Raw genomic sequence first — 25,434 nt, 5'->3', positions numbered from 1 at the left:
CATGCCCACGCTCCAGCGACGCGCGCTCAACCGAGCGCTGATCGAGCGGCAGTTGCTGCTCCGCCGCCACCGGATGCCCGCCGCAGCGGCGGTCGCCCACCTGGTCGGCATGCAGGCGCAGGCGCCGGACCCGCCGTACACCGGGCTGTGGAGCCGGCTGGAGGGCTTCCGGCACGAGGAGCTGGCGGAGCTGCTGACCTCCCGCGCGGTGGTCCGGACCGCGCTGCTGCGTGCCACCGTGCACCTGGTCACCGCGGAGGACTGCCTGGCGCTGCGCCCGCTGCTCCAGCCGGCCCTCGACCGGGACCTGCGCGGCGCCACCCGGTACGCCCGGGCGTCGGCGGGGCTGGCCCCGGAGGAGCTGCGCCGGGCCGGGCGCGCCGCCCTGGCCGGCGGGGCGCTCACCCCCGGGGAGCTGGGCGCCGCGCTGGGGGCCCGGTGGGCGGACCGCGACCCTGCCGGGCTGGCCTACGCGGTGCGCAACCTGCTGCCGCTGGTGCAGGTGCCGCCGCGGGGCGTGTGGGGCGTGGGCGGGCGGACCCGGTACGCCACCGCCGAGTCCTGGCTCGGCCGGCCCCCGGAGCCCGCGCCCTCGCCGGACGCCCTGGTGACGCGCTGCCTGCGCGCGTACGGCCCGGCCTCCGTCAAGGACGTCCAGACCTGGTCGGGGCTGACCCGGCTGCGGGAGGTCCTGGAACGGCTCCGGCCCGGGCTGCGGACCTTCCGCGACGAGGAGGGCGCCGAGCTGTTCGACGTACCGGACGGGCCGCTGCCGGACGGGGACACCCCCGTGCCGGTGCGCTTCCTGCCGGAGTTCGACAACGTGCTGCTCTCCCACGCCGACCGGGCGCGGGTCCTGGGCGACCTGCCCCGCTCCGCGGTCCTCACCCGCAACGGCGTCGTCCGTGCGACCGTCCTCGTCGACGGCTTCGTCAGGGCCATCTGGTCGGTCGTCCGGGAACGGACGGCGGCCACCCTGTGCGTCGAGCCCTTCGCCCCGCTCTCCCGCGCCGAGCGGGACGCCGTGACCGAGGAGGGCGCGCGCCTGCTGGCCTTCGCGGCGGCCGGCGCGGACACCTTCGACGTCCGCGTCGCCCCCGGCGCCGCCGTACCCGGCACCCGCACCACCGCTCCGCGAACCCACGACGAAAGAGGCAACCAGTCATGACCGACAAGCCGTTCACCGGCCGCACCGTCGTCGTCACCGGCGGCGGCACCGGCATCGGCCGGGCGACCGCGCTCGCCTTCGCCGGCCTCGGCGCCGAGCGGGTGATCGTCACGGGCCGCCGCAAGGACCGGCTCGACGCGACCGCCGCGCTCAGCCCCGCGGTGGTGCCCGTGGCCGCCGACGTCACCACCGAGGAGGGCACGCGGGCCGTCGCCGACGCGGTGACCGCCGCGGGCGGCACCCTCGACGTCCTGGTGCACAACGCGGGGGTGTTCCGCTTCACCCCGTTGGCGGCGCTCGACGAGACGGCCGCCGCGGAGGTGTGGGACGTCAACGTCGTCGCCCCGCTGCGCCTCACCCACCGGCTGCTGCCGCTGCTGCGCTCCCCCGGCGGCAGCATCGTCCTGGTCTCCAGCCGGGGCGGCCACAACCCGGGGCCCGGCAGCTCCGTCTACTCGGCGAGCAAGGCCGCCGTGCACAGCTTCACCCGCAGCTGGGCCGCCGAGCTGTCCGCGTCGGGCATCCGCGTCAACGCGGTGGCCCCCGGCTTCGTCCGCACCGAGGCGTACGCGGCGAACGGGCTGAGCCCGGAGCAGGTCGAGGGGCTCTTCGCGGGCGTCGTGCAGGGCATCCCGCTGGGCCGGGTCGCCGAGGCCGAGGACATCGCCCCGTGGATCACCCGGCTCGCGGACCCGGGCAGCGACCTGGTGACCGGTCAGGTGATCACCGTCGACGGCGGCATGGACGTGGGCGGGGGCGCGTCCTGATGAGCGTGGTGCCCTTCCGGGTGGAGACGCCCGAGAGCGAGCTGGCGGATCTGCGGCTGCGGCTGGCCCGGACGCGCTGGCCGGAGCGGGAGACGGTCGCCGACTGGTCGCAGGGCGCGCCGCTGGCGTACGTGCGGGAGCTGTGCGCGTACTGGGCGGACGGCTACGACTGGCGGGCGGCCGAGGCCCGGCTGAACGCCCTGCCCCAGTTCCGTACCACCGTCGACGGGCTGGGCGTCCACTTCCTGCACGTACGGTCCCGTCACGAGAACGCGGTGCCGCTGCTGATCACCCACGGCTGGCCGGGCTCCGTGGTGGAGTTCCTCGACATCGTCGGCCCGCTCACCGACCCGGAGGACCCGGCGGACGCGTTCCACGTCGTCTGCCCGTCGCTGCCCGGCTTCGGCTTCAGCGACCGGCCCTCCGGCCCCGGCTGGACCGCCGAGCGCGTCGCCGCCGCGTGGGACGAGCTGATGACCCGGCTCGGCTACGAGCGGTACGCCGCCCACGGGGTCGACTGGGGTTCGTTCATCACCGCCATCCTGGGCGAACGGGACTCCGAGCGGCCCGCGGACGCCCGGCGGCTCATCGGCATCCATGTGACGATGCCCTTCGCCCGCCCGCCCCAGGAGCAGGTCGAGCTGTCGGAGCGGGACCTCGCCGGGCTGGCGGCGCTGAAGGACTTCCAGCAGAACGAGGGCGGTTACTCGGTCCTCCAGTCGACCCGGCCGCAGACCCTCGGCTACGGGCTCACCGACTCGCCGGCCGGCCAGCTCGCCTGGATGGTGGAGAAGTACTGGGCGTGGAGCGACCACGACGGCGACCTGGAGAAGGCGATCCCCCGCGACCGGGTGCTGGACGCGGTCACCGTGGGCTGGCTGGCCGCGACGGCGGCCTCGTCGGCCCGGATCTACTGGGAGAGCCAGAACAAGCTGGCCCTGGGGCCGGTCCGGGTGCCGGCGGCGGTGTCCGCCTTTCCCAAGGACGGCCGGATGCCCCGCCCCTGGATCGAGGGGCGCTTCACCGACCTCCGCCGCTGGACCGACCACGACAGCGGCGGGCACTTCCCCGCACTGGAACAGCCGGACACCCTCGTCGCCGAACTGCGCGCCTTCTTCGGCCCGCTGCGCTGACCCCACCCCCTGTGAAGGAAGGACCCACCGTGACCGCACCCACCGCCGAGCCGGGCCAGGACCAGCAGACCCCGACCTTCCCCTACCGGCGCACCTGCCCCTTCACCCCGCCCGCCGAGTACCAGGAGATGATCGAGGAGGACGTCTCACAGGTCACCCTCACCGGCTCCGGCCTGCGGATATGGACCGTCACCGGCTATGAGACGATCCGCCGCCTGCTCACCGACCCGCGGGTCAGCGCGTCGCGCCGGCACGCCAACTTCCCCTTCTACTTCATCGCCCCGCCCGAGTACCGCACCGAGACGTCCTTCATCGGGTACGACGGCAAGGAGCACACCAGCACCCGGCGCAAGGCGGCGCTGACCTTCACCAACCGCCAGGTGCAGCGGCTGCGTCCGCGCATCGAGGAGATCGTGGACGAGCACATCGACCTGATGCTGTCGATGGAGCCGCCGGTCGACATGCACCGGGTGTTCTCGCTGGCCGTCCCGATGACGGTCATCTGCGAGCTGCTCGGCATCCCGCAGGACCGGCACGACTTCTTCATCAAGCACGGTACGGCGCTGCTCGGCGGGCACAGCTCCACGGAGGAGCGGCAGGCCGCGATCGTCGAGGTGAACGCGTACGTCGAGGAGCTGATCCAGCTCAAGAAGCGGGAGCCCGGCGACGACCTGCTCAGCCGGGCGATGGCCGACTACGAGGCGTCGGGCGAGTCGTACACCGACCGCGACCTGTTCAACATGGTCCGGCTGCTGATGAACGGCGGCCACGAGACCACGGCCAGCCAGATCTCCCTGGGCACCGCCTGCCTGCTGGAGAACCCGGACCAGCTGGAGCAGCTCAGGAACGACCCGGAGCTGATCAAGCCGGCGGTGGAGGAGCTGGTCCGGATCGCCACCATCGGCGACACCGCGGTGCCCCGGGTGGCGCTGGAGGACATCGAGATCGGCGGCAAGGTGATCCGCGAGGGCGACGGCATCCTGTGCCTGGGCCTGGCGGCCAACCGCGACCCGGAGGTCTTCCCCGAGCCGGAGAAGGTGATCCTGAGCCGCGGCAGCCGCAAGCACCTGGGCTTCGGCCACGGCGTGCACCACTGCATCGGCGCGGACCTGGCCCGGCTGGAGCTGGAGATCGTGTGGAGCAGGCTGTTCGCGCGCATCCCGGGCCTGAAGCTCGCCAAGCCGTTCCTGGAGATCGAGCGCAAGGAGGGCGCGGTCATCTACGGCCTGTGGGAGCTGCCCGTCGAGGGCTGGTGATCCCGGCCTCGCCGGAAGGCCGAAGCGGGCCCCGCTCTCCGGGAGAGCGGGGCCCGCGTACGTGGTGCATGTGCCGGTCAGGCCGGCTGGAGCGCCGCGCCGGGCCGGGTCACCCCGAGGGCGCGGTGGATGTCCAGGGCGGCGGTGGACCGGTTGAGCGTGATGTAGTGCAGGCCCGGGGCGCCCTCGGCGAGGAGCCGGTCGGCCATGGCGGTGGCGTGGTCGACCCCGATGCGGTGGGAGGTCTCCGGGTCGTCCTTGGCGGCCTCCAGGCGGTGCGCGAGGTCCTCGGGGAAGGCCGCGTCGCTGAGTTCGGCGAAGCGGCGGATCTGGCGGGCGTCCGTGGCGGGCATGATCTCCGGGATGACCGGGGTGTCGCAGCCCGCGGCCACCACGCGGTCGCGGAAGCGCAGATAGTCCTCGGGGTCGAAGAACATCTGGGTGATGGCGTAGTCGGCACCCGCCCGGCACTTGGCGACGAAGTGCCGGATGTCGCTCTCCCAGTCGCGGGAGCGCGGGTGCAGCTCGGGGAAGGCCGCCACACCGACGCAGAAGTTCCCGGACCGGCGGACGAGGGTGACCAGGTCGCGGGCGTGGGTGAGCCCCTGGGGGTGGGGCAGCCAGGGGCCGCGGGGGTCGCCCGGCGGGTCGCCGCGCAGCGCGAGGACGTCGTGGACGCCGGCGTCCGCGTACTGGCCGATGATGTGGCGCAGTTCGGCGACCGAGTGGCCGACGGCGGTGAGGTGGGCCACGGGGCGGAGCGTCGTCTCGGCCGCGATGCGCTGGGTGACTTCGATGGTGCGGTCACGGGACGACCCTCCCGCCCCGTACGTCACGGAGACGAAGGTGGGCGACAGGGCCTCGACGCGGCGGATCGCGTCCCACAGGGTGCGTGCGCCGGCCTCGGTCCTGGGCGGGAAGAACTCGAAGGAGAAGGAGCGCTGTCCGGAGGCCAGGAGCTCCCCCAGTGTCGGCACGGATGGCATGGGCGGCCTCTCGTGGTCGGCCCTTCGGCCGGGCTTCGGGGGCGGGGTCAGCGGGCGTTGTAGTAGCTCGCTTCGGGGTGGTGGACGACGATGGCGTCGGTGGACTGCTCGGGGTGGAGCTGGAACTCCTCGGAGAGCTGGACGCCGATCCGCTCGGGCTCCAGCAGGGCGGCGATCTTCGCCCGGTCCTCCAGGTCGGGGCAGGCCGGGTAGCCGAGGGAGTACCGGCAGCCCTGGTACTCGGTGCGGAACATCCCGTCGAGCGTCGCGGGGTCGCCCCCGGAGATGCCCAGCTCGACGCGCACGCGTGCGTGCCAGTACTCGGCGAGGGCCTCGGCGAGCTGGACGGACAGGCCGTGGAGTTCGAGGTAGTCGCGGTAGGAGTCGGCGGCGAAGAGTTCGGCGGTGGCCTCGCCGATGCGGGAGCCGACGGTGACGACCTGGAGGCCGACGACATCGGTCTCGCCGGACTCCTCGGGGCGGAAGAAGTCGGCCAGGCAGAGGTGCCGGCCGCGGCGCTGGCGCGGGAAGGTGAAGCGGGCCCGTTCCGAGCCCTGTTCGTCCAGGACGATCAGGTCGTCGCCCTTGGAGACGCACGGGAAGTACCCGTGGACGACCGCCGCTTCGAGCAGCCGGTCGGTGTGGAGCCGCTCCAGCCAGCCGCGCAGCCTGGGCCGGCCCTCGGTCTCGATGGCCGCGCCCTTCAGCCCCCACTGGCCCTTGAACAGGGCGGCCTCGTCGAGCCAGGAGGCGTACTCCTTGAGCTGGATGCCCTTGACGACGCGGGTGCCCCAGAACGGCGGGGCGGGCACCGGGTTGTCGGTGGCGACGTCGGAGCGGACGGCGCCCGGTTCCGGGCGCTCCTCGATCTGCACGGTGGCCTGCGCCTTCACCCGGCGCTTCTTCAGTTCGGGGAGGGTGGCGCCGGGGACGCCGCGTTTGACGGCGATGAGGGCGTCCATCAGGCGCAGGCCCTCGAACGCGTCGCGGGCGTAGCGGACTTCGCCCTCGTAGATCTCGTGCAGGTCCTGCTCGACGTACGCGCGGGTCAGCGCGGCGCCGCCGAGGATCACGGGGAAGCGTGAGGAGAGCCCTCGGGCGTTCAGTTCCTCGAGGTTCTCTTTCATGATGACGGTGGATTTGACGAGGAGGCCGGACATGCCGATGACGTCGGCCTTGTGTTCGTCGGCGGCTTCCAGGATCGCCGACACCGGCTGCTTGATACCGAGGTTGACCACGTTGTAGCCGTTGTTCGACAGGATGATGTCGACCAGGTTCTTCCCGATGTCATGGACGTCCCCACGCACCGTGGCCAGCACGATCGTGCCCTTGCCCTCGTCGTCCGACTTCTCCATGTGCGGCTCCAGATGAGCCACCGCCGTCTTCATCACCTCGGCCGACTGCAACACGAACGGCAACTGCATCTGCCCCGACCCGAACAACTCACCAACGACCTTCATCCCCTCCAGCAGGGTGTCGTTGACAATGTCCAGCGCCGGCCGCTCCACCAACGCCTCATCCAGGTCGGCCTCCAGGCCGTTGCGCTCCCCGTCGATGATCCGCCGCTTCAGCCGCTCCTCCAGCGGCAACGCCGCCAGCTCCTCCGCCTTGCCCGCCTTCAGCGACTTCGCCGTCGCCCCCTCGAACAACGCCATCAGCTTCTGAAGCGGGTCATACCCCTCCGCACGCCGGTCATAAATCAGATCCAGAGCGGTGGTGACCTGCTCCTCGTCGAACCGGGCAATCGGCAGGATCTTGCTCGCATGCACGATCGCCGAATCCAGGCCCGCCTTCACACACTCGTCCAGGAACACCGAGTTCAACAGAATCCGGGCCGCCGGGTTCAGGCCGAAAGAAATGTTCGACAACCCCAGGGTGGTCTGCACGTCGGGGTGACGGCGCTTCAGCTCCCGGATCGCCTCGATGGTGGCGATCCCGTCCTTGCGGGACTCCTCCTGACCCGTGCAGATGGTGAAGGTCAGGGTGTCGATGAGGATGTCCGACTCGTGGATACCCCAGTTCCCGGTCAGGTCCGCGATCAGCCGCTCGGCGATCGCGACCTTCGTCTCCACCGTGCGGGCCTGACCCTCCTCATCGATCGTCAAAGCGATCAACGCGGCGCCGTGTTCCTGGGCCAGCCGGGTGACCTGCGCGAACCGGGACTCCGGCCCGTCACCGTCCTCGTAGTTGACGGAGTTGATCACCGCGCGGCCGCCGAGCTTCTCCAGCCCCGCCCGGATCACCTCCACCTCCGTGGAGTCCAGCACGATCGGCAGCGTCGAGGCGGTGGCGAACCGGCCCGCCAGCTCCGCCATGTCCGCCACACCGTCCCGGCCGACATAGTCCACACACAGATCCAGCATGTGAGCGCCCTCACGGATCTGATCGCGGGCCATCTCCACACAGTCGTCCCAGCGGCCCTCCAGCATGGCCTCCCGGAACTTCTTCGACCCGTTGGCGTTCGTCCGCTCACCGATCGCCATATAGGCGGTGTCCTGCCGGAAGGGCACCGTCTGATACAACGACGCCGCCCCCGGCTCCGGACGCGGATCCCTTGCTGCCGGAGTCAGCCCCCGGACCCGCTCCACCACCTGGCGCAGGTGCTCCGGTGTCGTCCCGCAGCAGCCGCCCACCAGCGACAGCCCGTAATCCCGCACGAACGCTTCCTGCGCATCCGCCAGCTCCCCAGCGGTCAGCGGATAGTGCGCACCGTCCTTGCCCAGCACCGGCAGCCCCGCGTTCGGCATGCAGGAGAGCGGGATGCGGGAGTGGCGGGCCAGGTAGCGCAGGTGCTCGCTCATCTCCGCCGGGCCGGTCGCGCAGTTCAGCCCGATCATGTCGATACCCAGCGGCTCCAGCGCGGTCAGTGCCGCACCGATCTCCGAGCCCAGCAGCATCGTGCCCGTCGTCTCCACCGTCACGGACACGACCAGCGGCAGGTCGATACCCAGGGCGTCCATGCCGCGCCGGGCGCCCAGCACCGCCGCCTTGGTCTGCAGCAGGTCCTGGGTGGTCTCCACCAGCAGCGCGTCCGCACCACCGGTGATCATCCCCTCCGCGTTCTGCTGATACGCATCCCGCAGGGTCACATACGGGGCATGCCCCAGCGTCGGCAGCTTCGTCCCCGGACCCATCGAGCCCAGCACCCAGCGCTGCCGGCCCGAGGAGGCGCTGTACTCGTCGGCGACCTCCCGCGCGATCCGCGCACCCGCCTCCGCCAGCTCGAACACCCGCTCCGCGATGTCGTACTCCGCCAGCGCCGCATAGTTCGTGCCGAAGGTGTTGGTCTCCACACAGTCCACACCCACCGCGAAATACGCCTCATGCACCGACCGCACAATGTCCGGCCGCGTCACATTCAGAACCTCGTTGCAGCCCTCCAGCTGCTGAAAGTCCTCCAGCGACGGATCCTGCGCCTGCAACATCGTCCCCATCGCCCCATCAGCCACCACCACACGCGAAGCCAACGCCTCACGCAGAGCGGCAACCCGGCCGCTCACCGCGGCTCCTTGCCGAGCCAGGGGGTGAAGACGGCGGCGGCCTCGGCGCCGTAGGCGGCCTCGATGCCGGCGAGGAGGGCCCCGGGGTCGACCTCGTACTCCTGGGGGCCCACCGTCTCCAGGACGGTGGTGGCCAGGGCGCACCCGAGGCGGGCGGCGGCCTCGGCCGGCAGTCCGCGGGCGGTCGCCGCGAGGAACCCGGCGCGGAAGGCGTCGCCGACGCCGGTCGGGTCGGCCGCCGCCCGGACGGGCACGGCCGGGACGACGAGGGGGGTCTCGCCGTCCCGTTCGACGCGGACGCCGTCGGCGCCCAGCGTGGTGACCCAGGCGCCGACCTCCCGCAGCACGTCGGCCCGGTCCCACCCGGTGCGTTCCAGCAGCAGGGCGGCCTCGTACTCGTTGGTGAACAGCCAGCGGGCGCCCCGCACCAGCCGGACGATCTGCGGCCCGGTCAGGGTGGCGAGCTGCTGGGACGGGTCGGCGGCGAAGGGGATGCCCAGGTCGCGGCAGTCCGCGGTGTGCCGGAGCATCGCCTCCGGGTCGTTGGGGGCGACGAGCACCAGGTCGAGCCCGCCCGCGTACTCGGCGACGCGCGCGATCCGGATGTCGCGGGCCTCGCTCATCGCGCCGGCGTAGAAGGCGGCGATCTGGTTCATGTCCCGGTCGGTCACGCAGGAGAAGCGGGCGGTCTGGCGGCTCGTGGAGACATGGACGGCGTCGGTGTCCACGCCGTGCTCCTTGAGCCGGACGCGGTACTCGGCGAAGTCGTCGCCGACGGCGCCCACCAGGACCGGGGCGAGGCCGAAGCCGCCGAGGCCGTACGCGATGTTGGCCGCGACCCCGCCGCGCCGGACCTCCAGGCCGTCCACGAGGAAGGACAGGGAGATCTTGTCCAGGCTGTCGGCGAGGAGCTGGTCGGCGAAGCTGCCGGGGAAGACCATCAGGTGGTCGGTGGCGATGGATCCGGTGACGGCGATACGCATGTCAGATCCCCGCCGCGGCACGGAGGGCGTCGACGCGGTCGGTGCGCTCCCAGGTGAAGTCGGGCAGCTCGCGGCCGAAGTGGCCGTAGGCGGCGGTCTGGCCGTAGATCGGGCGCAGCAGGTCGAGGTCGCGGATGATGGCGGCCGGGCGGAGGTCGAAGACCTCGCCGATCGCGTTCGCGATCCTGTCGGTGTCGATCTTGGCGGTGCCGAAGGTCTCGACGAACAGGCCGACCGGCTCTGCCTTGCCGATGGCGTAGGCGACCTGGACCTCGCAGCGCGAGGCGAGGCCGGCGGCGACGACGTTCTTGGCGACCCAGCGCATGGCGTAGGCGGCCGAGCGGTCGACCTTGGACGGGTCCTTGCCGGAGAAGGCGCCGCCGCCGTGGCGGGCCATGCCGCCGTAGGTGTCGATGATGATCTTGCGGCCGGTCAGGCCCGCGTCGCCCATCGGGCCGCCGATCTCGAAGCGGCCGGTCGGGTTGACCAGCAGACGGTAGCCCTCGGTGTCCAGCTTGATGCCCTCGGCGGCCAGTTCCCGCAGGACGTGCTCCACGACGAACTCGCGGACGTCCGGGGCGAGCAGCGACTCCAGGTCGATGTCGGAGGCGTGCTGCGAGGAGACGACGACGGTGTCGAGGCGGACGGCCTTGTCGCCGTCGTACTCGATGGTGACCTGCGTCTTGCCGTCGGGGCGCAGATACGGCACGGTACCGTTCTTGCGGACCTCGGTCAGGCGCCGGGACAGGCGGTGGGCGAGGTGGATGGGCAGCGGCATCAGCTCGGGCGTCTCGTCCGAGGCGTACCCGAACATCAGGCCCTGGTCGCCCGCGCCCTGCTGGTCCAGCTCGTCGCTCTCGTCTCTCCGGGAGGACCCTTCCACGCGCTGCTCGTACGCCGTGTCGACGCCCTGCGCGATGTCGGGCGACTGGGCCCCGATCGAGACCGAGACGCCGCAGGACGCGCCGTCGAAGCCCTTGGCGGAGGAGTCGTAGCCGATCTCCAGGATCTTCTCTCGGACGAGGGCCGCGATCGGTGCGTACGCCGTGGTCGTCACCTCGCCGGCGATGTGGACCTGACCGGTGGTGATGAGGGTCTCGACGGCGACGCGGGAGGTGGGGTCCTCCCGCAGCAGGGCGTCGAGGACGGTGTCGCTGATCTGGTCGGCGATCTTGTCGGGGTGTCCCTCGGTCACGGACTCCGAGGTGAAAAGGCGGCGGGACATGCGCACTCCAAGGGTTGCGGGGGCGGGGGCCGGTCCTGGTGGTGCCGGGGGTGTACCGGGTGCCTGACGTGGTGTCAGTAGCGGTAGTGGTCGGGCTTGTACGGGCCCTCGACCTCGACGCCGATGTACGCGGCCTGCTCGGGACGGAGGGTGGTCAGCTTCACGCCCAGCGCGTCCAGGTGCAGCCGGGCGACCTTCTCGTCCAGGTGCTTGGGCAGCACATAGACATCGGTCGGGTACTCCTCCGGCTTCGTGAACAGCTCGATCTGCGCCAGCGTCTGGTCCGCGAAGCTGTTCGACATCACGAACGACGGGTGACCGGTGGCGTTGCCCAGGTTCAGCAGACGCCCCTCCGACAGCACGATGATCTTCTTGCCGTCCGGGAAGGTCCACGTGTGGACCTGCGGCTTCACCTCGTCCTTCACGATGCCCGGAATCCTGGCCAGACCGGCCATGTCGATCTCGTTGTCGAAGTGACCGATGTTCCCCACGATCGCCTGGTGCTTCATCCTGGCCATGTCCGAGGCCATGATGATGTCCTTGTTGCCCGTGGTGGTGATGAAGATGTCCGCCAGGCCCACCACCTCGTCCAGCGTGGTCACCTGGTAGCCGTCCATCGCCGCCTGCAGCGCGCAGATCGGGTCGATCTCCGTCACGATCACCCGCGCACCCTGACCGCGCAGCGACTCCGCACACCCCTTGCCGACATCGCCGTAGCCGCAGACGACCGCGACCTTGCCGCCGATCAGCACGTCCGTCGCACGGTTGATGCCGTCCACCAGCGAGTGCCGGCACCCGTACTTGTTGTCGAACTTCGACTTCGTCACCGCGTCGTTGACGTTGATCGCCGGGAACAGCAGCGTCCCCTCCCGGTGCATCTCGTACAGCCGGTGCACACCCGTCGTCGTCTCCTCCGTCACCCCGCGGATCTCCGACGCCAGACGCGTCCAGTCGAGGGTGCTGTTCTCCAGGAGGGCGCGGACGACGGCGAGTTCCTCGTTCTCCGCCTCCGGCAGGACACCGGTCTTGCGGTACTCGACGCCCTTGTGGACGAGGAGGGTGGCGTCGCCGCCGTCGTCCAGGATCATGTTGGGCCCGGCCTCGCCGGGCCAGGTGAGGGCCTGCTCGGTGCACCACCAGTACTCCTCGGCCGTCTCGCCCTTCCAGGCGAACACGGGGATGCCGGCGGCGGCGATGGCGGCAGCGGCGTGGTCCTGGGTGGAGAAGATGTTGCAGGAGGCCCAGCGGACCTGGGCGCCCAGGGCGACCAGGGTCTCGATCAGCACGGCGGTCTGCACGGTCATGTGCAGCGAGCCGGTGATCCGGGCGCCGGCGAGCGGCCGGGCCTCGGCGTACTCCTCGCGGATCGCCATCAGGCCGGGCATCTCGTGCTCGGCGAGGGTGATCTCCTTGCGGCCGAACTCGGCCAGGGAGAGATCGGCGACCTTGAAGTCCTGTCGGTTGGCGACAGTCGTCATGTCGAGCTGCTCCTCTGTACGTTGCGGGCATCGGAATCGGCCGGGACGTCCGGCCTGCGGGTGGTGCCGGGCACGCTCACCCGCGGCGGGGGGAGGACGCCGTCGACCAGGTACCGGTCGACGAGGTCGTCCACCCGGGTGTTGCCGAGGAGGGCGTACACCTCGTGGTCGCCCGAGTCCTCGACGGTGATCAGGTGGTGGCCGAGGCGCTCCGCCATGGCCACACCGCCGGCGTAGTGGTCCATGGGGTCGCCGTCGGCCTGCACGACCAGGCCCACCGGGTAGCCGTCGCGGACCGGGGCGACCGGCTTCTCGGGCGCCTCGAAGGTGCGGAAGGCGCCCACCCACGGCTGGGCGCGCAGCACGCCGTACCCGTAGGGGAAGCGCTCGCGGAACTCCCGCATGTCCCGGTAGTAGACCTCCAGGTCGGTGGGCCACTCGTGCTCCAGGGTCACCGCCTCGAGCACCGCGGTGCGCAGGTCGCCCTCGTTGTCGCTGGGGCGCCAGGTGCCCTGTTCGGCGAGGAGCGCGCGGGCCGCGCCGGTGTCGCCGGCGGTGGTGGCGTCGCGCAGGTCGCCCACCAGGGTGGCGAGTTCGGCCCACCGGCCGCGGTCGGCGGCGCGGTTGCCGACGGCTCCGTCGAGGAGGGTGCGCAGGTGGTGGCTGTCGTCCAGCTTCTCCAGCCGGGCGGCGGTCTCCTCGACCGCCGCGAGGATCCGGCCGGGTGCGCGGCCGAGGCCGAAGCGGCCGTGGCGGTCGGCGGTCCACCGGGCCCACTGGTCCACGTTGCGCTGGACGGCGTCACCCTGCCACAGGAACTGCTCGCGCCAGGTCCAGTCCGGGTGGACGCAGGAGTCGAGGACGCTGCGGTCCAGCCGCTCGGGGAACATCGTGCCGTAGACGGCGCCGACGTACGCCCCGTAGGCGTAGCCCACGAAGCTGATCCGCTCCTCGCCGAGCACCGCGCGGATCAGGTCCATGTCCCGGGCGGTGTTGCGGGTGCTGATGTGGGGGCGGAGGGTGCCGCCGGCCCGCTCGCAGGCCAGTTCGCGCAGCCGCATGTCCTCGGCCAGGGCGGCGAAGGCCGTGTCCGGGGGGCGGGAGTCGAAGGGCGCGGAGGGGAGGGTGACTTCGGCGTGCAGGGGCGTGGACGCGCCGGTGCCGCGCGGGTCGAAGCCGATGAGGTCGTACGCGTCGTGGACGGGCGTGCCGGTGTACGCGGCGGCGAGGCCCCGGCCCCTGCCCCAGTCGCCGCCGGGGCCGCCGTTGACCGAGAGCAGGACGCCGCGCCGGCGGGCGGGGTCGGCGGCCCGGTGCCGGCTGAGGGCGAGCGTGAGGCGCTCCCCGCCGGGGCGGGTGTAGTCGACGGGCACCTCGATGGTGGTGTGCTCGACCGTGCCGCCGCCGTCGGTCGTGGTCGTCGTCCAGACCGGCCGCTGGGAGCGGTACGTGCTCAGCGCGTCGGCGTCGGTCGGTGTGGTCGCGGGCCGGTTGGTTGCCACCGCAGAACCTCCAGTTCGTTTCAGGCGGCCAGCGTCTCCGTGTCGCCTTGAGAGGCTCTGGACCGCTTCCGGACCGGTCGGGAGGCGGGTACGGCGAGGGCGGCGAGCAGTCCGGCGAGGGCGAACAGCGCCGCGCAGAACAGCGCCAGGCCGTAGCCGGAGGCGAGCGCCTGGGGCGTGGTCATCCCCTGGGCGAGCCCGGTTTCGGCGCGGGCTGCGGACAGGGTCGCCAGGGTGACCAGGCCGATGGCGCTGCCGAGCTGGCGGGTGGTGTTGAGCAGCCCGGACGCCAGGCCGGCCTGGCGGGGCGGGAGGCCCGATGTGGCGGCGTTGGTGGTGGCGTTGAGGACGGCGCCCATGCCGAGGCCCAGCAGCAGGGCGGGGCCGAGGATGTCGGCGGTGTACCCGGAGTACTGGTCGACGCCGGACAGCCACAGCAGTCCGGCGACGGACAGGGCGAGGCCGCCGAGGAGGACGGGGCGCGGGCCGGTGCGGGGGACGAAGGAGGAGACGCCCCAGCCGCCGAAGGCGATACCGAGCGACAGGGGCAGATAGCTGAGGCCGGTGCGCAGGGGGCTGTATCCGAGGACCTGCTGGAGGACGAGGGTGAAGAAGTAGAAGGTGCTGAAGAGCGCGGCGATGCTGAAGAACGCCACCAGGTTGGCGCTGGTCACGGCCCGGTTGCGGAAGACGGCCGGGGGCACCAGCGGCGCGGTGGCGAAGCGGGCCTGGATCAGGACGAAGAGGGCCAGCAGCAGCGCCCCGGCGATCAGGCCGGCCAGGACGCGGGGCGAGCCCCAGCCGTACGTGTGGGACTCGGCGATGCCGTACGCGAGGGCCAGCAGCCCGCCGGTGACGGTGAGCGCGCCGGGGACGTCCAGCCCCCGGCGGCCCGCCGCGCGGCCGGGGGTCTCGGGCACCACCCAGCGCACCAGCGCCATGAGCAGCAGCCCGATCGGGACGTTGACCAGCAGGATCCAGCGCCAGGAGAACCACTCGGTGATCAGCCCGCCGGCCAGGACGCCCGCCGCGCCCGCGGCGCCGGAGACCACGCTCCACATCCCGAACGCCCGGGCCCGCGCGCCGGGTTCGGTGAAGGTGGTGCCGAGCACGGTGAGGGTGGCGGGCGCCATGACGGCGGCGCCGAGGCCCTGGAAGGCGCGGGCGAGGACGAGGGTGGCGGGGTCGTCGGCCATCCCGCCGACGCTGCTGGCGACGGTGAAGAGGGCGACCCCGCCCAGGAAGACGCGGCGCTGCCCGAAGAGGTCCGCGAGCCGGCCGCCGAGCAGCAGGAAGCCGCAGACGGAGATGGTGTAGGCGTTGTTCACCCAGCTCAGCCCGGTGGGGGCGAAGCCCAGCTCGGCGCCGATCACCGGCAGGGCCACGTTCACCACGGAGGCGTCCAGCACGTTCATGAACTGGCCCAGGCAGCAGGCGACGAGGATCAGGCGGAGGCGTCCGCCCGACGCGGCGGGGGCGCCGGGCGCACGCAGGGTCTTGAGCGTCATGCCCGGACGCTGGCGCCGGGGCGTGGACGCCCGGTAGCGGCCGGGTCGAGCCGCGGCGACCGGGCCGGTGGTGCCGCCGCACCGGGCGGGAGGGCTTCGAGGGCCGCTCCAGAAGGTCCCCAGCCGACCCCCAGTCCGCGTTGCGACAGTCGCGGGCGCAAGGGCCTCCCGGGCGTACCGGGCGTGCAGCCGGACGGTTTTCTACGAGGAGGGCGCCATGGCCAAGATCAGGTATACGCATCCGGACGGCAGCGAGACCGTGGTGGACGTTCCGGAACCCAACAGCGTGATGCGCGGCGCGAAGCTCAACAACGTGGCCGGCATCGAGGCGCAGTGCGGGGGCTCCGCCCAGTGCGGCACCTGCCACGTCTACATCGACGAGGCCAACACGCTGCCGCTGCCGCCGATGGACGAGGTGGAGGACGACGTGCTGTACGGCACGGCCAGTCCGCGGCGCCCGACCAGCCGGCTGAGCTGCCAGCTGCCGGTGTCCGACGCCGTCGACGGGCTGGTCGTGCACCTGCCGGAGGCCCAGAGCTGATGGCCGGCCAGCGGATGGTCATCGTCGGCGCCGGTCAGGCAGGGTCGGACACGGCCGCCGCGCTGCGCGCCGGGGGCTTCACCGGGGCGGTCACGCTGATCGGTGACGAGGCGGCGGTGCCGTACCAGCGCCCGCCGCTGTCGAAGGCGTACCTCGCGGGCCGTACCGACGCCGCCGGTCTGGAGCTGCGCCCGGAGGGGTTCTACGGGGCGCACGGCATCGAGCGGGTGCGCCGCGACCCGGTGGCCCGGATCGACCGCGACCGCGCCGGGGTGGTGCTGGCGTCCGGGCGGACGCTGCCGTACGACCGGCTGGTGCTGGCCACCGGTGCCCGGCCGCGGTCGCTGCCGGTGCCGGGCGCGGGGCTCACCGGCGTGCAGGCGCTGCGGAGTCTGGCGGACGCGGAGGCGCTGCGGCGGGCGCTGGCCGGGGCGCGGCACCTGGTCGTCGTCGGGGGCGGGTTCGTCGGCCTGGAGGTCGCCGCCACGGCGAGCGGCCTGGGGGTGCCGGCGACGGTCGTCGAGGCGGGCGCCCGGGTGATGGGGCGCACGGTGGGCCCGGAGGTGTCGGAGCGGCTCGCCGCCGAGCACCGGGCACGCGGGGTGGAGCTGGTCCTCGGGCGCGAGGTGACGGCGCTGGAGGGCGACCGGCGGGGCCGGGTGCGGGTGGTGGAGCTGAACGACGGGCGGCGCCTGCCCGCGGACGTGGTCGTGGTCGGGATCGGTGTGCTGCCCGCGGTGGAGCTGGCGGCGGACGCGGGCCTGGAGGTGGGCGGCGGGATCGTGGTCGACGCGCGGCTGCGCACCAGCGACCGGGCCGTGTACGCGGTCGGCGACTGCGCCCGGTTCCCCTCCCCGTACGCGCCGGGCCGGCTGCGGCTGGAGTCGGTGCAGAACGCCTCGGACCAGGCCCGGCACGTGGCGGGGCAGCTGTGCGGGGCGCCGGCGCCGTACACGGCGGTGCCGTGGTTCTGGACGGAACAGTACGACCTGCGGGTGCAGATCGCCGGCATCGTGCGGGCGGGCGACCGGCGGGTGACGGTGGGGGACCCGGCGGGGCGGTTCTCCGTGCTGTGTTTCCGCGACGGGCTGCTGGTGGGCGCCGAGTCGGTGAACCGCCCGGCCGACCACATGATCACGCGCCGGCTGCTGGCGTCGGACGGCCCCCGGCCCACCCCGGACGAGGCGGCGCGGCCCGGTTTCGACCTCAAGACCTGGCAGGCCCCGGCCTCCGCCCAAGCCCCGGCCCAACCTCAAGCCTCGACTCAAGCCCAAGCCCCTGCCCCTGCCCCTGCCTGACCTTCCGCCGGGCCCGCCCCGGTCCTCTCCCGCTTTCCGGTACCGGAACTCCGTACCGGAACTCCGCAGAAAAGGACGCGACAATGCAACGCTTTCCCGGGCGTAGAACCGCCGTTCCCGTCATGGCCGTCGCCCTGGCGGCCGTTTCCCTCGCCGCCACCCCGGCGGTTGGCCGGAACGCACCGCCGTCCGGCGCCGCATCGGCCACGACCGGGGCGCCCTGGCGGAATTTCCTCCCCATCGGCGTGTGGGAGGCACAGGTGGAAACACCCGGCGGCACGCACACGCTTTCTCTTTCGTTCGACCACCGGGGCCGGGCCTGCCTCCGGGGCGGCGGCGGCGCCAAGGGCACCGGGCACTGGTACCCCACCGGCTGGAAGACGTTCTCGTACCGCATCGTCGAGCACTTCCCCTCCCCGGACGGCACCCCGCAGGGGCACGCGGAGATCCGGGACGACGCCACGCAGAACGGCGGCACCTATCACGCCAAGGGCACCTCGAAGGTGTTCGACGCGGCCGGGAACCATGTCGCCACCTTCGAGGGCGAGGCCGATTTCGTACGGGTGTCGACGGCCGATCCCGGCCGGGTCTGCCGCGATTGACCACCGGACAGCCACCGTAAAGGCGACGGAAATGCGGGGGAAAGGCGGCCGAAAAGCGCCGGTCCCCCGATTTTCGGCCGTCCCTTCCGGACGGCGGCGCTCCACCGCGATTCGAGGGCCGCTCCAGCCGAACCCCCCTACGCTGGCCCTGCGTTCGCAGCCGGCTATGAGGAGAGACCCTGTGACCACCCCCCGAATTCCCTCCACCGCAACGGAAGTGCACCTCGCCGCACGGCCGGACGGTGACATCACGCTCGACCACTTCGCCGTGGTGGAGAAGGAGGTGCGCCGCCCCGGCTCCGGAGAGGTGCTGGTGCGCAACGAGTACATGGCGCTCGCCTACGCGATGAGCTTCATGCTCAGCCTGGAGCCCGACCCGGAGCTGCCCTTCCCCACCTTCGAGGTGGGCGAGCCGCTGTGGTTCCCGGCCGTCGGCACCGTGGTCGAGTCGGACAGCCCCGACCTGGCCGTGGGCGACGTGGTGTCCCACAACCTCGGCTGGCGCGAGTACGCCGTCGCGCCGGCCGGCGAGTTCACCAAGGTGGACCCGGGCACGCTGCCCGACCTGAAGCACTTCCTGGCCCAGCAGGGCCCCACCGCGTTCTGGGGGGTGAAGGCCGCCGAGATCCGCGAGGGCGACACGGTCTTCGTCTCCGGCGCCGCGGGCGGTGTGGGCTCGCTCGCCGGGCAGATCGCCAAGTGCCTCGGCGCCAAGCGCGTGATCGGCAGCGCGGGCAGCGACGAGAAGGTCGAGTACGTGGTGAAGGAGCTCGGCTTCGACGCCGCGTTCAACTACAAGGAGGGCGCGCTCGCCGAGCGCCTCGCCGAGCTGGCCCCGGACGGCGTCGACGTGTACTTCGACACGGTCGGCGGCGACCAGTTCGAGGCCGCCATGCAGAACTCCGCGCACGGCGCCCGCTTCATCCTCTGCGGCGCGCTGTCCGGCAAGAACCCGACCCTGGACCTCGACCCGGCCGTCGGCCGCGACGTGGTCATCAAGGGCTTCAGCACCCCGTACACCCCGGACGCGATCGCGGACTGGCAGCGGCAGTTCGGCGCGTGGCTGACCGAGGGCCGCATCGTCTTCCCGCACACCGTCGTCGAGGGCGGGCCGGCACAGGCGCCGAAGGCGTTCCTCGGACTGCTGGGCGGCGACTACAAGGGCCAGGTCCTCGTCAGGCTCGCCCGGGACTGACCGGGCTTCCCCCAGCGGCCGGGCCGGGTCCGGCCCCGGTTCCCCGGGCGGGCAGCAGCCCGGCGGGGCCGGGGCCCGGACCGGGCCCGGCCGCTCCACGACGGCCCATCGGCCAAGGAGGCGGCACGTGAACACGGCAGAGGTCCTGGACCTGTACGACAGAGCCGACATCTACGAGGCGATCTACCGCGGGCGCGGCAAGGACTACGCGGCCGAGTCCGCCGTCACCGTGCGGGCGGTCCTCGACCGGAGGCCCGACGCGTCGTCCCTGCTGGACGTCGCCTGCGGCACCGGCTCCCACCTGCGGTACTTCTCCGAGCGGTTCGCCCATGTCGAGGGCATCGACCTGTCGGACGACATGGTGCGCACCGCCCGGACCAAGGTGCCCGGGGTGCCGATCCACCAGGGCGACATGCGCGACCTCCGGCTGAACCGTTCCTTCTCCGCGGTCACCTGCATGTTCAGCTCGGTGGGCTATCTGGCCACCACGGCGGAGCTGGACGCGGCGCTGCGCTCCTTCGCCCGCCACCTGACGCCCGGCGGGGTCGCCGTCGTCGAGCCGTGGTGGTCCCCCGACACCTTCCTCCCGGGCTTCGTGGCCGGGGACGTGGTCGAGGTGGACGGCCGGACGATTTCCCGCGTCTCGCACACCGTGCGGCACGAGGAGCGCTGCGCCAGCCGGATGGAGGTGCACTACACGGTCGCCGAACCGGACCACGGCATCCAGCACTTCACCGATACGCATGTGATGACGCTGTTCACCCGTGAGGAGTACGAGCACGCCTTCCGGGCCGCCGGTCTGTCCGTGGAGTTCCTGCCCTACGACCAGGCCGGCCCCGGGCTGTTCGTCGGTGTGCTCGGCGGGGACCGGTGAGCGGGGCCGGGCCCCGGCGGGCGGGCGGCGGGGCGAGGCCGTGAAGGCGCGGGAGCTGGCGGTCGAGGGCGCTTTCGCCTTCACCCCCGAGGTGTTCCACGACGACCGGGGCATGTTCCTGTCGCCCCATCAGGAGGCGGCGTTCACCGGGGCCGTGGGGCGCCCGCTGTTCCCGGTGGCGCAGTGCAGCTACAGCGTCTCGCGGCGCGGGGTGGTGCGGGGCGTCCACTTCACCGCGACGCCGCCCGGCATGGCCAAGTACGCCTACTGCACCCGCGGCACGGCGCTGGACGTGGTGGTCGACACCCGGGTGGGCTCGCCCACCTTCGGGTGCTGGGACTCGGTGGTCCTCGACACCCGGGAGTGCCAGGCGGTGCTGCTCCCGGTGGGCGTCGGGCACCTGTTCGTCGCCCTGGAGGACGACACCACCGTCGCGTACCTGCTGTCCACCGCGTACGCCGCCGAGCGCGAGCACGCGATCTCCCCGCTCGACCCGGCGCTGGGCCTGCCGATCCCGGAGGGGATCACCCCGGTGCTGTCGGAGCGCGACCGGGCGGCCCCGACGCTCGCCGAGGCGGAACGGGCCGGGCTCCTGCCCCGGTACGAGGAGTGCCGGGCGCTCGACCGGGCCGGGGCGCGCCCATGAGCGGCCGCGGCGCGGACGGGACGGCGGTACCGCCGGGTGGCGCGGACGGGACGGCGGTGCCGCTGCGCGGGGCGGGCGTGGTGGTCACCGGGGCGGGCCGCGGCATCGGCGCCGCGCTGTGCCGCCGCTTCGCGGCGGCGGGCGCCCGGGTGGTCGTCAACGACCGGCACGAGGACCGGGCGAAGGCGCTGGCGGCCGAGATCGGCGGACTGGCGCTGCCCGGTGACGCCACCGTCCCGCTCGTCCCGGCCGCCCGCGCGCTGCTCGGCGGGCCCGTCGACGTCTACTGCGCCAACGCCGGGGTGGCCACGGCCGGCGGCCCGGACGTGCCGGACGAGGACTGGTTCTCGGCGCTGGACGTCAATCTGATGGCGCACGTCCGGGCCGCGCGGGACCTGCTGCCCGACTGGCTGGAGCGCGGGCGCGGCCGGTTCGTGTCGGTGGTGTCCGCCGCGGGCCTGCTGACGATGGTGGGGTCGGCCCCGTACGCGGTGTCCAAGCACGCGGCGCTGGCGTTCGCGGAGTGGCTGTCGGTCACCTACCGGCACCGGGGCGTGGACGTGCACGCCGTCTGCCCGCGCGGGGTGCGCACCGCGATGCACGCGACGGCCGGCACGTCCGGCGGGCTCACCCTCACCTCGGCGCCCATCGGGGCGGAGGAGGTGGCGGACGCGCTGTTCGCCGGGATGGCGGAGGGGCGGTTCCTGATCCTGCCGCACCCGGAGGTGGCGGACCACGCCCGGGCCCGGCTCGCCGACCACGAGGGCTGGCTCCGGGAGATCAACGGCTTCCAGCGGGCCCGCGAGTCCTGAGTCGCCGTCACAGCGGTACGTACGGCCGAGGGGCCGGGGTGGTGGATCGCCCGGCCCCTCGGCGTGCGCCGCCCGCGCCGCCTCAGGCGCCGGCGAGCCGCTCGATCGCGGCGACCACCTCGGTGGCCGGCGGCATGGCCGCGATCTCGTCGCGGACCCTGCCCGCCCGCTCGCGGTAGGCGCCGTCCCGCAGCAGCAGCGTGGTGCTCTCCACCACCGCGTCCAGGTCCAGTTCCTCGCTCACCGCCTGCCGGCCCACGCCCAGGTCCGCCAGCCGCCGCCCGCTGTCGAACTGCTCGGCCGTGATCAGGTAGCGGACCTGGAGCTGCGGCAGCCCCGCCCGCAGCGCCGCCATCGTCAGGCCGCCGCCGCCGTGGTGGACCACCACGTCGCAGCCCGGCAGCACCGAGCCGAGCGGCATCCACCCGGCGCCCACGACCTGCGGCGGCAGGGGCCCGAGCTGCTCCAGGTACTGGTCGTCGACGGCCGCGACGATGTCCACGTCCAGCGACGCCAGCGCCGCGACCAGGCGGCCCAGCACCGGCGCGCCGCCGATCGCGGGCCACACCGTGCCCATGCTCAGCAGCAGCCGGGGCCGCTCCGGCTCCCGGAGCACCCAGTCGGGCAGGGTGCCGGGGGCGTCGTACGGCGCGTACCGCAGCGGCTGGACGACGGCCGCCTCCTCCGCGCGGAGGCTCGGCGGGCACACGTCCAGGGTGAGGTCGGCCTGCGGCAGGCCGGAGAGCCCGGCGCGCTCCAGCTCGGGCGCCAGCTCCTCGGCGCCCCACTTGTCCATGACGGGCCGGTGGCGGTAGCCGAGCCCGATGCTGTGCTCGACCCAGGGGACGCCGTGCTCGCGGGCGACCAGGCCCGCCCCGTACGCGTGCACGTCGCTGAGGACCAGGCCGGGCCGCCAGCGCCGGACGACGTCCGACAGCCCCTCGTGGGTGCGGGCGGCGAGCCGGGCGAAGCCCCGCCCCATGTGCTCCAGGACGCCGGCCTCGTCGTCCGGCGGCACCAGGCGCTGCCCGGAGCGGTCCGTGATCATGGCCTCGCTGGTGTGGTACGGGCCGGGCACCGCGACGAACGGCAGGCCCGAGCCGCGCACCAGGGGCCCCAGCCCCTCGGTGCCGGCGACCAGGACGTCGTGCCCGGCGGAACGCAGGGCCCAGGCCATGGGCACGACGGGGAAGTACAGCCCGTGCGACGGGCCGGTGTTCACCAGGATTCTCATGCCGGGAGGGTAGGGAGCGCGGGTCGAAGCGGGCTCGAACCGGCCGGGGCGCTGCGCTGCGGCGGCTCTCGAGGCCACGTCGAGCGGTTCTGCGGACGATGGGGCGGACGACGGGAACCGGCCGCCGTCCGAGGGGCGGGCCGGTGCGGGCGGAGGAGGAGCGGACGGATGACCGACACGAGGAGCGCGGGCGGGTACGGAGGGGCGGCGCAGGCCCCGGCGGTCGGGGCGCTGCGGCTGCCGGACGGTTTCCAGCCGGAGTCGGTGACGATCGGCGCGGAGCCGGTCGCCTGGTTCGGTTCGCTGGCGGACGGCTCGCTGCACCGGCTGGATCTGGTCACGGGCGCCGGGCGGACGCTGGCGCCGGGGCCCGGCACCCCGGCCGCGGGGGTGCGGGCCGACGGCCGGGGACGGGTGTTCGTGGCGGGCGCGTTCGCCGGGGACGCCCGGGTGGTGGACGGTACGACGGGCGAGATCCTGGCGGCGTACCGGCTGGCGGACGGGGGGCCCACGCTGGTGGCGGACGTCGTCCTCACCCCGGACGCGGCCTGGTTCACCGACGCGCTGGCCCCCGTGCTGTACCGGCTGCCGCTGGGCGCGGACGGCGCGTTGCCCGGCCCCGGGGAGGTGCGGCGGGTGGAGCTGACCGGTGACCTGGTGTACACCGAGGGGCTCAATGTGATGGGCGCCGAGCGCACCCCGGACGGCACGGCGCTGCTGATCGTGCAGGCCAACGAGGGGCTGCTGTTCCGCGTCGATCCGGCGACGGGCGTGACGACGCGGGTCGGTCTCGGCGGCGAGACCGTGCGGGCGGACGGCCTCGCCCTGTGCGGGACGACGCTGTACGGGGCGGTCGGCATCGAGCACCATCTGGCCGAGGTCCGGCTGGACCCGGCCGGCACCCGGGGCGAGGTGGTCCGGCGGGTGCGGCACGAGCGGTTCGACGCCCCGTCGGCGGTGGCCGTGCACGGCGACCGGCTGTACGTCCCCAACTCGCGGATCAATATGACCGTGCCGACGCCGTCCACCCCGTACGAGGTCCTCGTCCTGCCCGTCCCCTGACCGGCGCGGCGGCCGTGGCGGCGGCCCGGGGCGGCGGGGCTCAGACGAAGGCGACGGACGGTGCGCCGGGCTCCGCCGCCGGCCGCTTGCCGCGCTTCGCCGGGGCGGCCCGGACGAAGTCGAGCACCCGCCACGCCTCCTGCTCCACCTCGGCGGCCTGCGCGCCGGTCAGCGGGCGGTAGGGCTCGATCTGCAGGGTGTGCTCCTTCAGCGCCCAGACGCCGTGGACGACCCCGTCGACCAGGAACACCGGCCGGACCTCGCTGCCGGTGACGACCCGCGCGCGGTCCTCGTCGCCGATCACCCGGGTGCGGTCGGCGTGGCCGAGGAGGAGGTTGTCGTAGGCGGGCAGGAACCGGACCGGGGCGGGCAGGTCGGGGTCGGCGAGCGGGGCGTCGGGGAGGTCCAGCAACTCCCTGCCGTCGGGGCCGCGCAGCACGCGCAGGCGGGAGCGCAGGGCCTCGACCGGCTCGCGCAGCCGGGTGAGTCCGGACCACGCCTGGAGGTCGGCGACGCTTGCGGGCCCGAACGCCGCCAGATAGCGCGGCACCAGGGTGTCGAGCCGGGCGCCGGTGTCCAGGGGGCGGCCGAGCCAGGTCTCGGCGAGCGTCAGCGGGGTGGCGCCGCGCTGGCCCCAGGTGCCGCTGGGCGGCGGGTGGATGTGCGCCACGAGGGACTGCACCACATAGGCGAGGGCGGTGGCGTCCCGGCCGGGGAAGCGCTCGGCGAGCAGCCGCCCCAGCCGGGGCCGGGTCAGCGGCTCACCGGCCAGCAATTCCCGCCCGGCGGACCGCAGTTCCTCCTCGGGGATGCCGGCCGCCGCGCGGCCGAAGGCGCCCTGCCGGGTCCGCCCCAGCACCGGTTCCAGCAGGGGCCACAGCCAGCGGAAGTCGTCGGCGGTGACCAGGTGCTGGGTGTTGCGGAGCAGCTTGGCGCGGACCAGGGAGCGGTCGTGCAGGAGCGAGGTCAGGCCGTCGTGCCGGAAGTCCGTGATCCGCGTCCACAGTCCGATGTACGGCGCGTCGGGTTCCTGGGCCTGGAGGGCGACCAGGTGGCCGGTCACGTCGAGGGGGGCGCGGGTGGTGCGTTCGGTGAGGAACTGGCGCTGGAGGAGCGTTCGGTTGAGCGTGCGCTGCGAGATCACGGACATGCGGTCATTGTCCCCGGCGGGGCTCGACCGGCGCTCGAGCGCGCGGGCGCAGCATTTCGGCCATGACTGCCGATGCCGAACGAGCCGCCGCGCCCGGGACGGACACCGCCGCGGCCGGTGCCGCCGTGGGCGGCCGTACGCCGGCCGGGACGTGGACGGCGCGGGTGGCCCGGCCGGGCGGGACGTACACCAGCGTGCTGCACTTCACCGTGGACGGCCGGGTGTTCCTGGACTCGGGGGGCGCCGGGACGTGGTGGGCGACGGCCGGCGAGGGGGCCTTCGCCTTCCGGATCGCCGAGCCGGTCCTCGACGGCGGTGCCTGCGCGGGCTGGGTGGACGTGGAGCAGCGGGCCGTGCTGAGCGGTGACGGCGGCGCGTTCGGCGGGGAGGGCACGTCGGTGGTGTACGGCGCCGACGGCGCGCGGCGGCGGGTGGCGCGGGTGGGCATCGCGGCCCGGGCGCGGCGTCCCGGTGTACCGCCGGCGTAGCTCCGCCCGGCCGCGTGGGTCCGGGT

At 73.4% G+C, this 25,434-nt stretch carries 22 protein-coding genes; 13 read left to right on the top strand and 9 right to left on the bottom strand.

Annotated elements, in window-relative coordinates; genetic code table 11:
• Position 1 precedes the first annotated feature (1 nt).
• The 4 genes from ACF08D_RS04350 to ACF08D_RS04335 are packed head-to-tail and all read left to right on the top strand — an operon-like array spanning position 2 to position 4,324.
• The gene (locus tag ACF08D_RS04350; RefSeq protein WP_392220979.1) at positions 2–1,168 is read left to right on the top strand and encodes a winged helix DNA-binding domain-containing protein; all 1,167 of its coding nucleotides are present in this window, start codon (positions 2–4) and stop codon (positions 1,166–1,168) included.
• Complete coding sequence (locus tag ACF08D_RS04345; protein ID WP_392220978.1) at positions 1,165–1,935, top strand: SDR family NAD(P)-dependent oxidoreductase; 771 nt, start codon at positions 1,165–1,167, stop codon at positions 1,933–1,935. The genes ACF08D_RS04350 and ACF08D_RS04345 overlap by 4 nt, the downstream gene beginning before the upstream one ends.
• On the top strand, positions 1,935–3,068 hold the full coding sequence (locus ACF08D_RS04340) for an epoxide hydrolase family protein (protein ID WP_392220977.1): 1,134 nt from the start codon (positions 1,935–1,937) through the stop codon (positions 3,066–3,068). The genes ACF08D_RS04345 and ACF08D_RS04340 overlap by 1 nt, the downstream gene beginning before the upstream one ends.
• Positions 3,069–3,097: 29 nt before the next feature.
• Positions 3,098–4,324 (top strand): cytochrome P450, encoded by a 1,227-nt coding sequence (locus tag ACF08D_RS04335; RefSeq protein WP_392220976.1) that lies wholly within the window; start codon positions 3,098–3,100, stop codon positions 4,322–4,324.
• Between the two features lie 77 nt (positions 4,325–4,401).
• On the opposite strand, the gene metF is transcribed toward ACF08D_RS04335, so the two are convergent.
• The 7 genes from metF to ACF08D_RS04300 all read right to left on the bottom strand — a co-directional run bounded on the left by metF (position 4,402) and on the right by ACF08D_RS04300 (position 15,506).
• Positions 4,402–5,310: a methylenetetrahydrofolate reductase [NAD(P)H] gene (metF, locus tag ACF08D_RS04330; RefSeq protein ID WP_392220975.1), complete on the bottom strand. Its 909-nt coding sequence runs from the start codon at positions 5,308–5,310 to the stop codon at positions 4,402–4,404.
• Between the two features lie 47 nt (positions 5,311–5,357).
• Positions 5,358–8,831, bottom strand: a complete 3,474-nt coding sequence (metH, locus tag ACF08D_RS04325) for a methionine synthase (RefSeq protein ID WP_392221212.1) — start codon at positions 8,829–8,831, stop codon at positions 5,358–5,360.
• Positions 8,807–9,793: a carbohydrate kinase family protein gene (locus ACF08D_RS04320; protein ID WP_392220974.1), complete on the bottom strand. Its 987-nt coding sequence runs from the start codon at positions 9,791–9,793 to the stop codon at positions 8,807–8,809. The genes metH and ACF08D_RS04320 overlap by 25 nt, the downstream gene beginning before the upstream one ends.
• 1 nt (position 9,794) lies before the next feature.
• Positions 9,795–11,018, bottom strand: a complete 1,224-nt coding sequence (gene metK / locus ACF08D_RS04315; RefSeq protein WP_392220973.1) for a methionine adenosyltransferase — start codon at positions 11,016–11,018, stop codon at positions 9,795–9,797.
• 74 nt (positions 11,019–11,092) lie between these two features.
• Positions 11,093–12,496 (bottom strand): adenosylhomocysteinase, encoded by a 1,404-nt coding sequence (gene ahcY, locus ACF08D_RS04310; RefSeq protein WP_392220972.1) that lies wholly within the window; start codon positions 12,494–12,496, stop codon positions 11,093–11,095.
• Positions 12,493–13,998, bottom strand: coding sequence for an alpha/beta fold hydrolase (locus ACF08D_RS04305; protein ID WP_392220971.1), 1,506 nt, complete (start codon positions 13,996–13,998; stop codon positions 12,493–12,495). Before ACF08D_RS04305 ends, ahcY begins: the two co-directional genes overlap by 4 nt.
• A 20-nt stretch (positions 13,999–14,018) precedes the next feature.
• Positions 14,019–15,506 (bottom strand): MFS transporter, encoded by a 1,488-nt coding sequence (locus ACF08D_RS04300; RefSeq protein ID WP_392220970.1) that lies wholly within the window; start codon positions 15,504–15,506, stop codon positions 14,019–14,021.
• 217 nt (positions 15,507–15,723) lie between these two features.
• Here ACF08D_RS04300 and ACF08D_RS04295 point away from each other — a divergent pair, with 217 nt between their 5' ends.
• From ACF08D_RS04295 to ACF08D_RS04265, 7 genes are all read left to right on the top strand, one after another.
• Complete coding sequence (locus tag ACF08D_RS04295) at positions 15,724–16,047, top strand: 2Fe-2S iron-sulfur cluster-binding protein (protein WP_392220969.1); 324 nt, start codon at positions 15,724–15,726, stop codon at positions 16,045–16,047.
• Complete coding sequence (locus ACF08D_RS04290; protein WP_392220968.1) at positions 16,047–17,345, top strand: NAD(P)/FAD-dependent oxidoreductase; 1,299 nt, start codon at positions 16,047–16,049, stop codon at positions 17,343–17,345. The genes ACF08D_RS04295 and ACF08D_RS04290 overlap by 1 nt, the downstream gene beginning before the upstream one ends.
• A 260-nt stretch (positions 17,346–17,605) precedes the next feature.
• Positions 17,606–17,947, top strand: a complete 342-nt coding sequence (locus tag ACF08D_RS04285) for a hypothetical protein (protein ID WP_392220967.1) — start codon at positions 17,606–17,608, stop codon at positions 17,945–17,947.
• 181 nt (positions 17,948–18,128) lie between these two features.
• A complete protein-coding gene (locus tag ACF08D_RS04280; RefSeq protein WP_392220966.1) occupies positions 18,129–19,142 on the top strand; it encodes a zinc-binding dehydrogenase in 1,014 nt (337 codons plus the stop codon).
• Positions 19,143–19,269: 127 nt separating this feature from the next.
• The gene (locus ACF08D_RS04275) at positions 19,270–20,016 is read left to right on the top strand and encodes a class I SAM-dependent methyltransferase (protein WP_392220965.1); all 747 of its coding nucleotides are present in this window, start codon (positions 19,270–19,272) and stop codon (positions 20,014–20,016) included.
• Between the two features lie 40 nt (positions 20,017–20,056).
• A complete protein-coding gene (locus ACF08D_RS04270; RefSeq protein WP_392220964.1) occupies positions 20,057–20,662 on the top strand; it encodes a dTDP-4-dehydrorhamnose 3,5-epimerase family protein in 606 nt (201 codons plus the stop codon).
• A complete protein-coding gene (locus ACF08D_RS04265; protein WP_392220963.1) occupies positions 20,659–21,474 on the top strand; it encodes an SDR family NAD(P)-dependent oxidoreductase in 816 nt (271 codons plus the stop codon). Before ACF08D_RS04270 ends, ACF08D_RS04265 begins: the two co-directional genes overlap by 4 nt.
• Before the next feature lie 82 nt (positions 21,475–21,556).
• Here ACF08D_RS04265 and ACF08D_RS04260 read toward each other — a convergent pair whose 3' ends face one another.
• Positions 21,557–22,708, bottom strand: a complete 1,152-nt coding sequence (locus ACF08D_RS04260; protein ID WP_392220962.1) for a nucleotide disphospho-sugar-binding domain-containing protein — start codon at positions 22,706–22,708, stop codon at positions 21,557–21,559.
• A 168-nt stretch (positions 22,709–22,876) separates the two neighbouring features.
• Here ACF08D_RS04260 and ACF08D_RS04255 point away from each other — a divergent pair, with 168 nt between their 5' ends.
• Positions 22,877–23,770: a superoxide dismutase gene (locus ACF08D_RS04255; protein WP_392220961.1), complete on the top strand. Its 894-nt coding sequence runs from the start codon at positions 22,877–22,879 to the stop codon at positions 23,768–23,770.
• A 40-nt stretch (positions 23,771–23,810) separates the two neighbouring features.
• Here the strand turns inward: ACF08D_RS04255 and ACF08D_RS04250 are convergent, their stop codons facing one another.
• Complete coding sequence (locus ACF08D_RS04250) at positions 23,811–24,920, bottom strand: winged helix DNA-binding domain-containing protein (protein WP_392220960.1); 1,110 nt, start codon at positions 24,918–24,920, stop codon at positions 23,811–23,813.
• A 62-nt stretch (positions 24,921–24,982) separates the two neighbouring features.
• On the opposite strand from ACF08D_RS04250, the gene ACF08D_RS04245 reads away from it, so the two are divergent.
• A complete protein-coding gene (locus tag ACF08D_RS04245; protein WP_392220959.1) occupies positions 24,983–25,408 on the top strand; it encodes a hypothetical protein in 426 nt (141 codons plus the stop codon).
• Positions 25,409–25,434 lie beyond the last annotated feature (26 nt).

Source organism: Streptomyces sp. NPDC015131 (assembly GCF_043079975.1).
Classification (GTDB): domain Bacteria; phylum Actinomycetota; class Actinomycetes; order Streptomycetales; family Streptomycetaceae; genus Streptomyces.
This window is presented reverse-complemented; position numbering and strand designations above follow the sequence as displayed.

Bases quoted from the DNA above. Each gene is read 5' to 3' on its own strand.
- ACF08D_RS04350 (WP_392220979.1), top strand. From the start codon at position 2: ATGCCCACGCTCCAGCGACGCGCGCTCAACCGAGCGCTGATCGAGCGG.
- ACF08D_RS04345 (WP_392220978.1), top strand. From the start codon at position 1,165: ATGACCGACAAGCCGTTCACCGGCCGCACCGTCGTCGTCACCGGCGGC.
- ACF08D_RS04340 (WP_392220977.1), top strand. From the start codon at position 1,935: ATGAGCGTGGTGCCCTTCCGGGTGGAGACGCCCGAGAGCGAGCTGGCG.
- metF (WP_392220975.1), bottom strand. From the start codon at position 5,310: ATGCCATCCGTGCCGACACTGGGGGAGCTCCTGGCCTCCGGACAGCGC.
- ACF08D_RS04320 (WP_392220974.1), bottom strand. From the start codon at position 9,793: ATGCGTATCGCCGTCACCGGATCCATCGCCACCGACCACCTGATGGTC.
- metK (WP_392220973.1), bottom strand. From the start codon at position 11,018: ATGTCCCGCCGCCTTTTCACCTCGGAGTCCGTGACCGAGGGACACCCC.
- ahcY (WP_392220972.1), bottom strand. From the start codon at position 12,496: ATGACGACTGTCGCCAACCGACAGGACTTCAAGGTCGCCGATCTCTCC.
- ACF08D_RS04300 (WP_392220970.1), bottom strand. From the start codon at position 15,506: ATGACGCTCAAGACCCTGCGTGCGCCCGGCGCCCCCGCCGCGTCGGGC.
- ACF08D_RS04295 (WP_392220969.1), top strand. From the start codon at position 15,724: ATGGCCAAGATCAGGTATACGCATCCGGACGGCAGCGAGACCGTGGTG.
- ACF08D_RS04290 (WP_392220968.1), top strand. From the start codon at position 16,047: ATGGCCGGCCAGCGGATGGTCATCGTCGGCGCCGGTCAGGCAGGGTCG.
- ACF08D_RS04265 (WP_392220963.1), top strand. From the start codon at position 20,659: ATGAGCGGCCGCGGCGCGGACGGGACGGCGGTACCGCCGGGTGGCGCG.
- ACF08D_RS04260 (WP_392220962.1), bottom strand. From the start codon at position 22,708: ATGAGAATCCTGGTGAACACCGGCCCGTCGCACGGGCTGTACTTCCCC.
- ACF08D_RS04255 (WP_392220961.1), top strand. From the start codon at position 22,877: ATGACCGACACGAGGAGCGCGGGCGGGTACGGAGGGGCGGCGCAGGCC.
- ACF08D_RS04250 (WP_392220960.1), bottom strand. From the start codon at position 24,920: ATGTCCGTGATCTCGCAGCGCACGCTCAACCGAACGCTCCTCCAGCGC.
- ACF08D_RS04245 (WP_392220959.1), top strand. From the start codon at position 24,983: ATGACTGCCGATGCCGAACGAGCCGCCGCGCCCGGGACGGACACCGCC.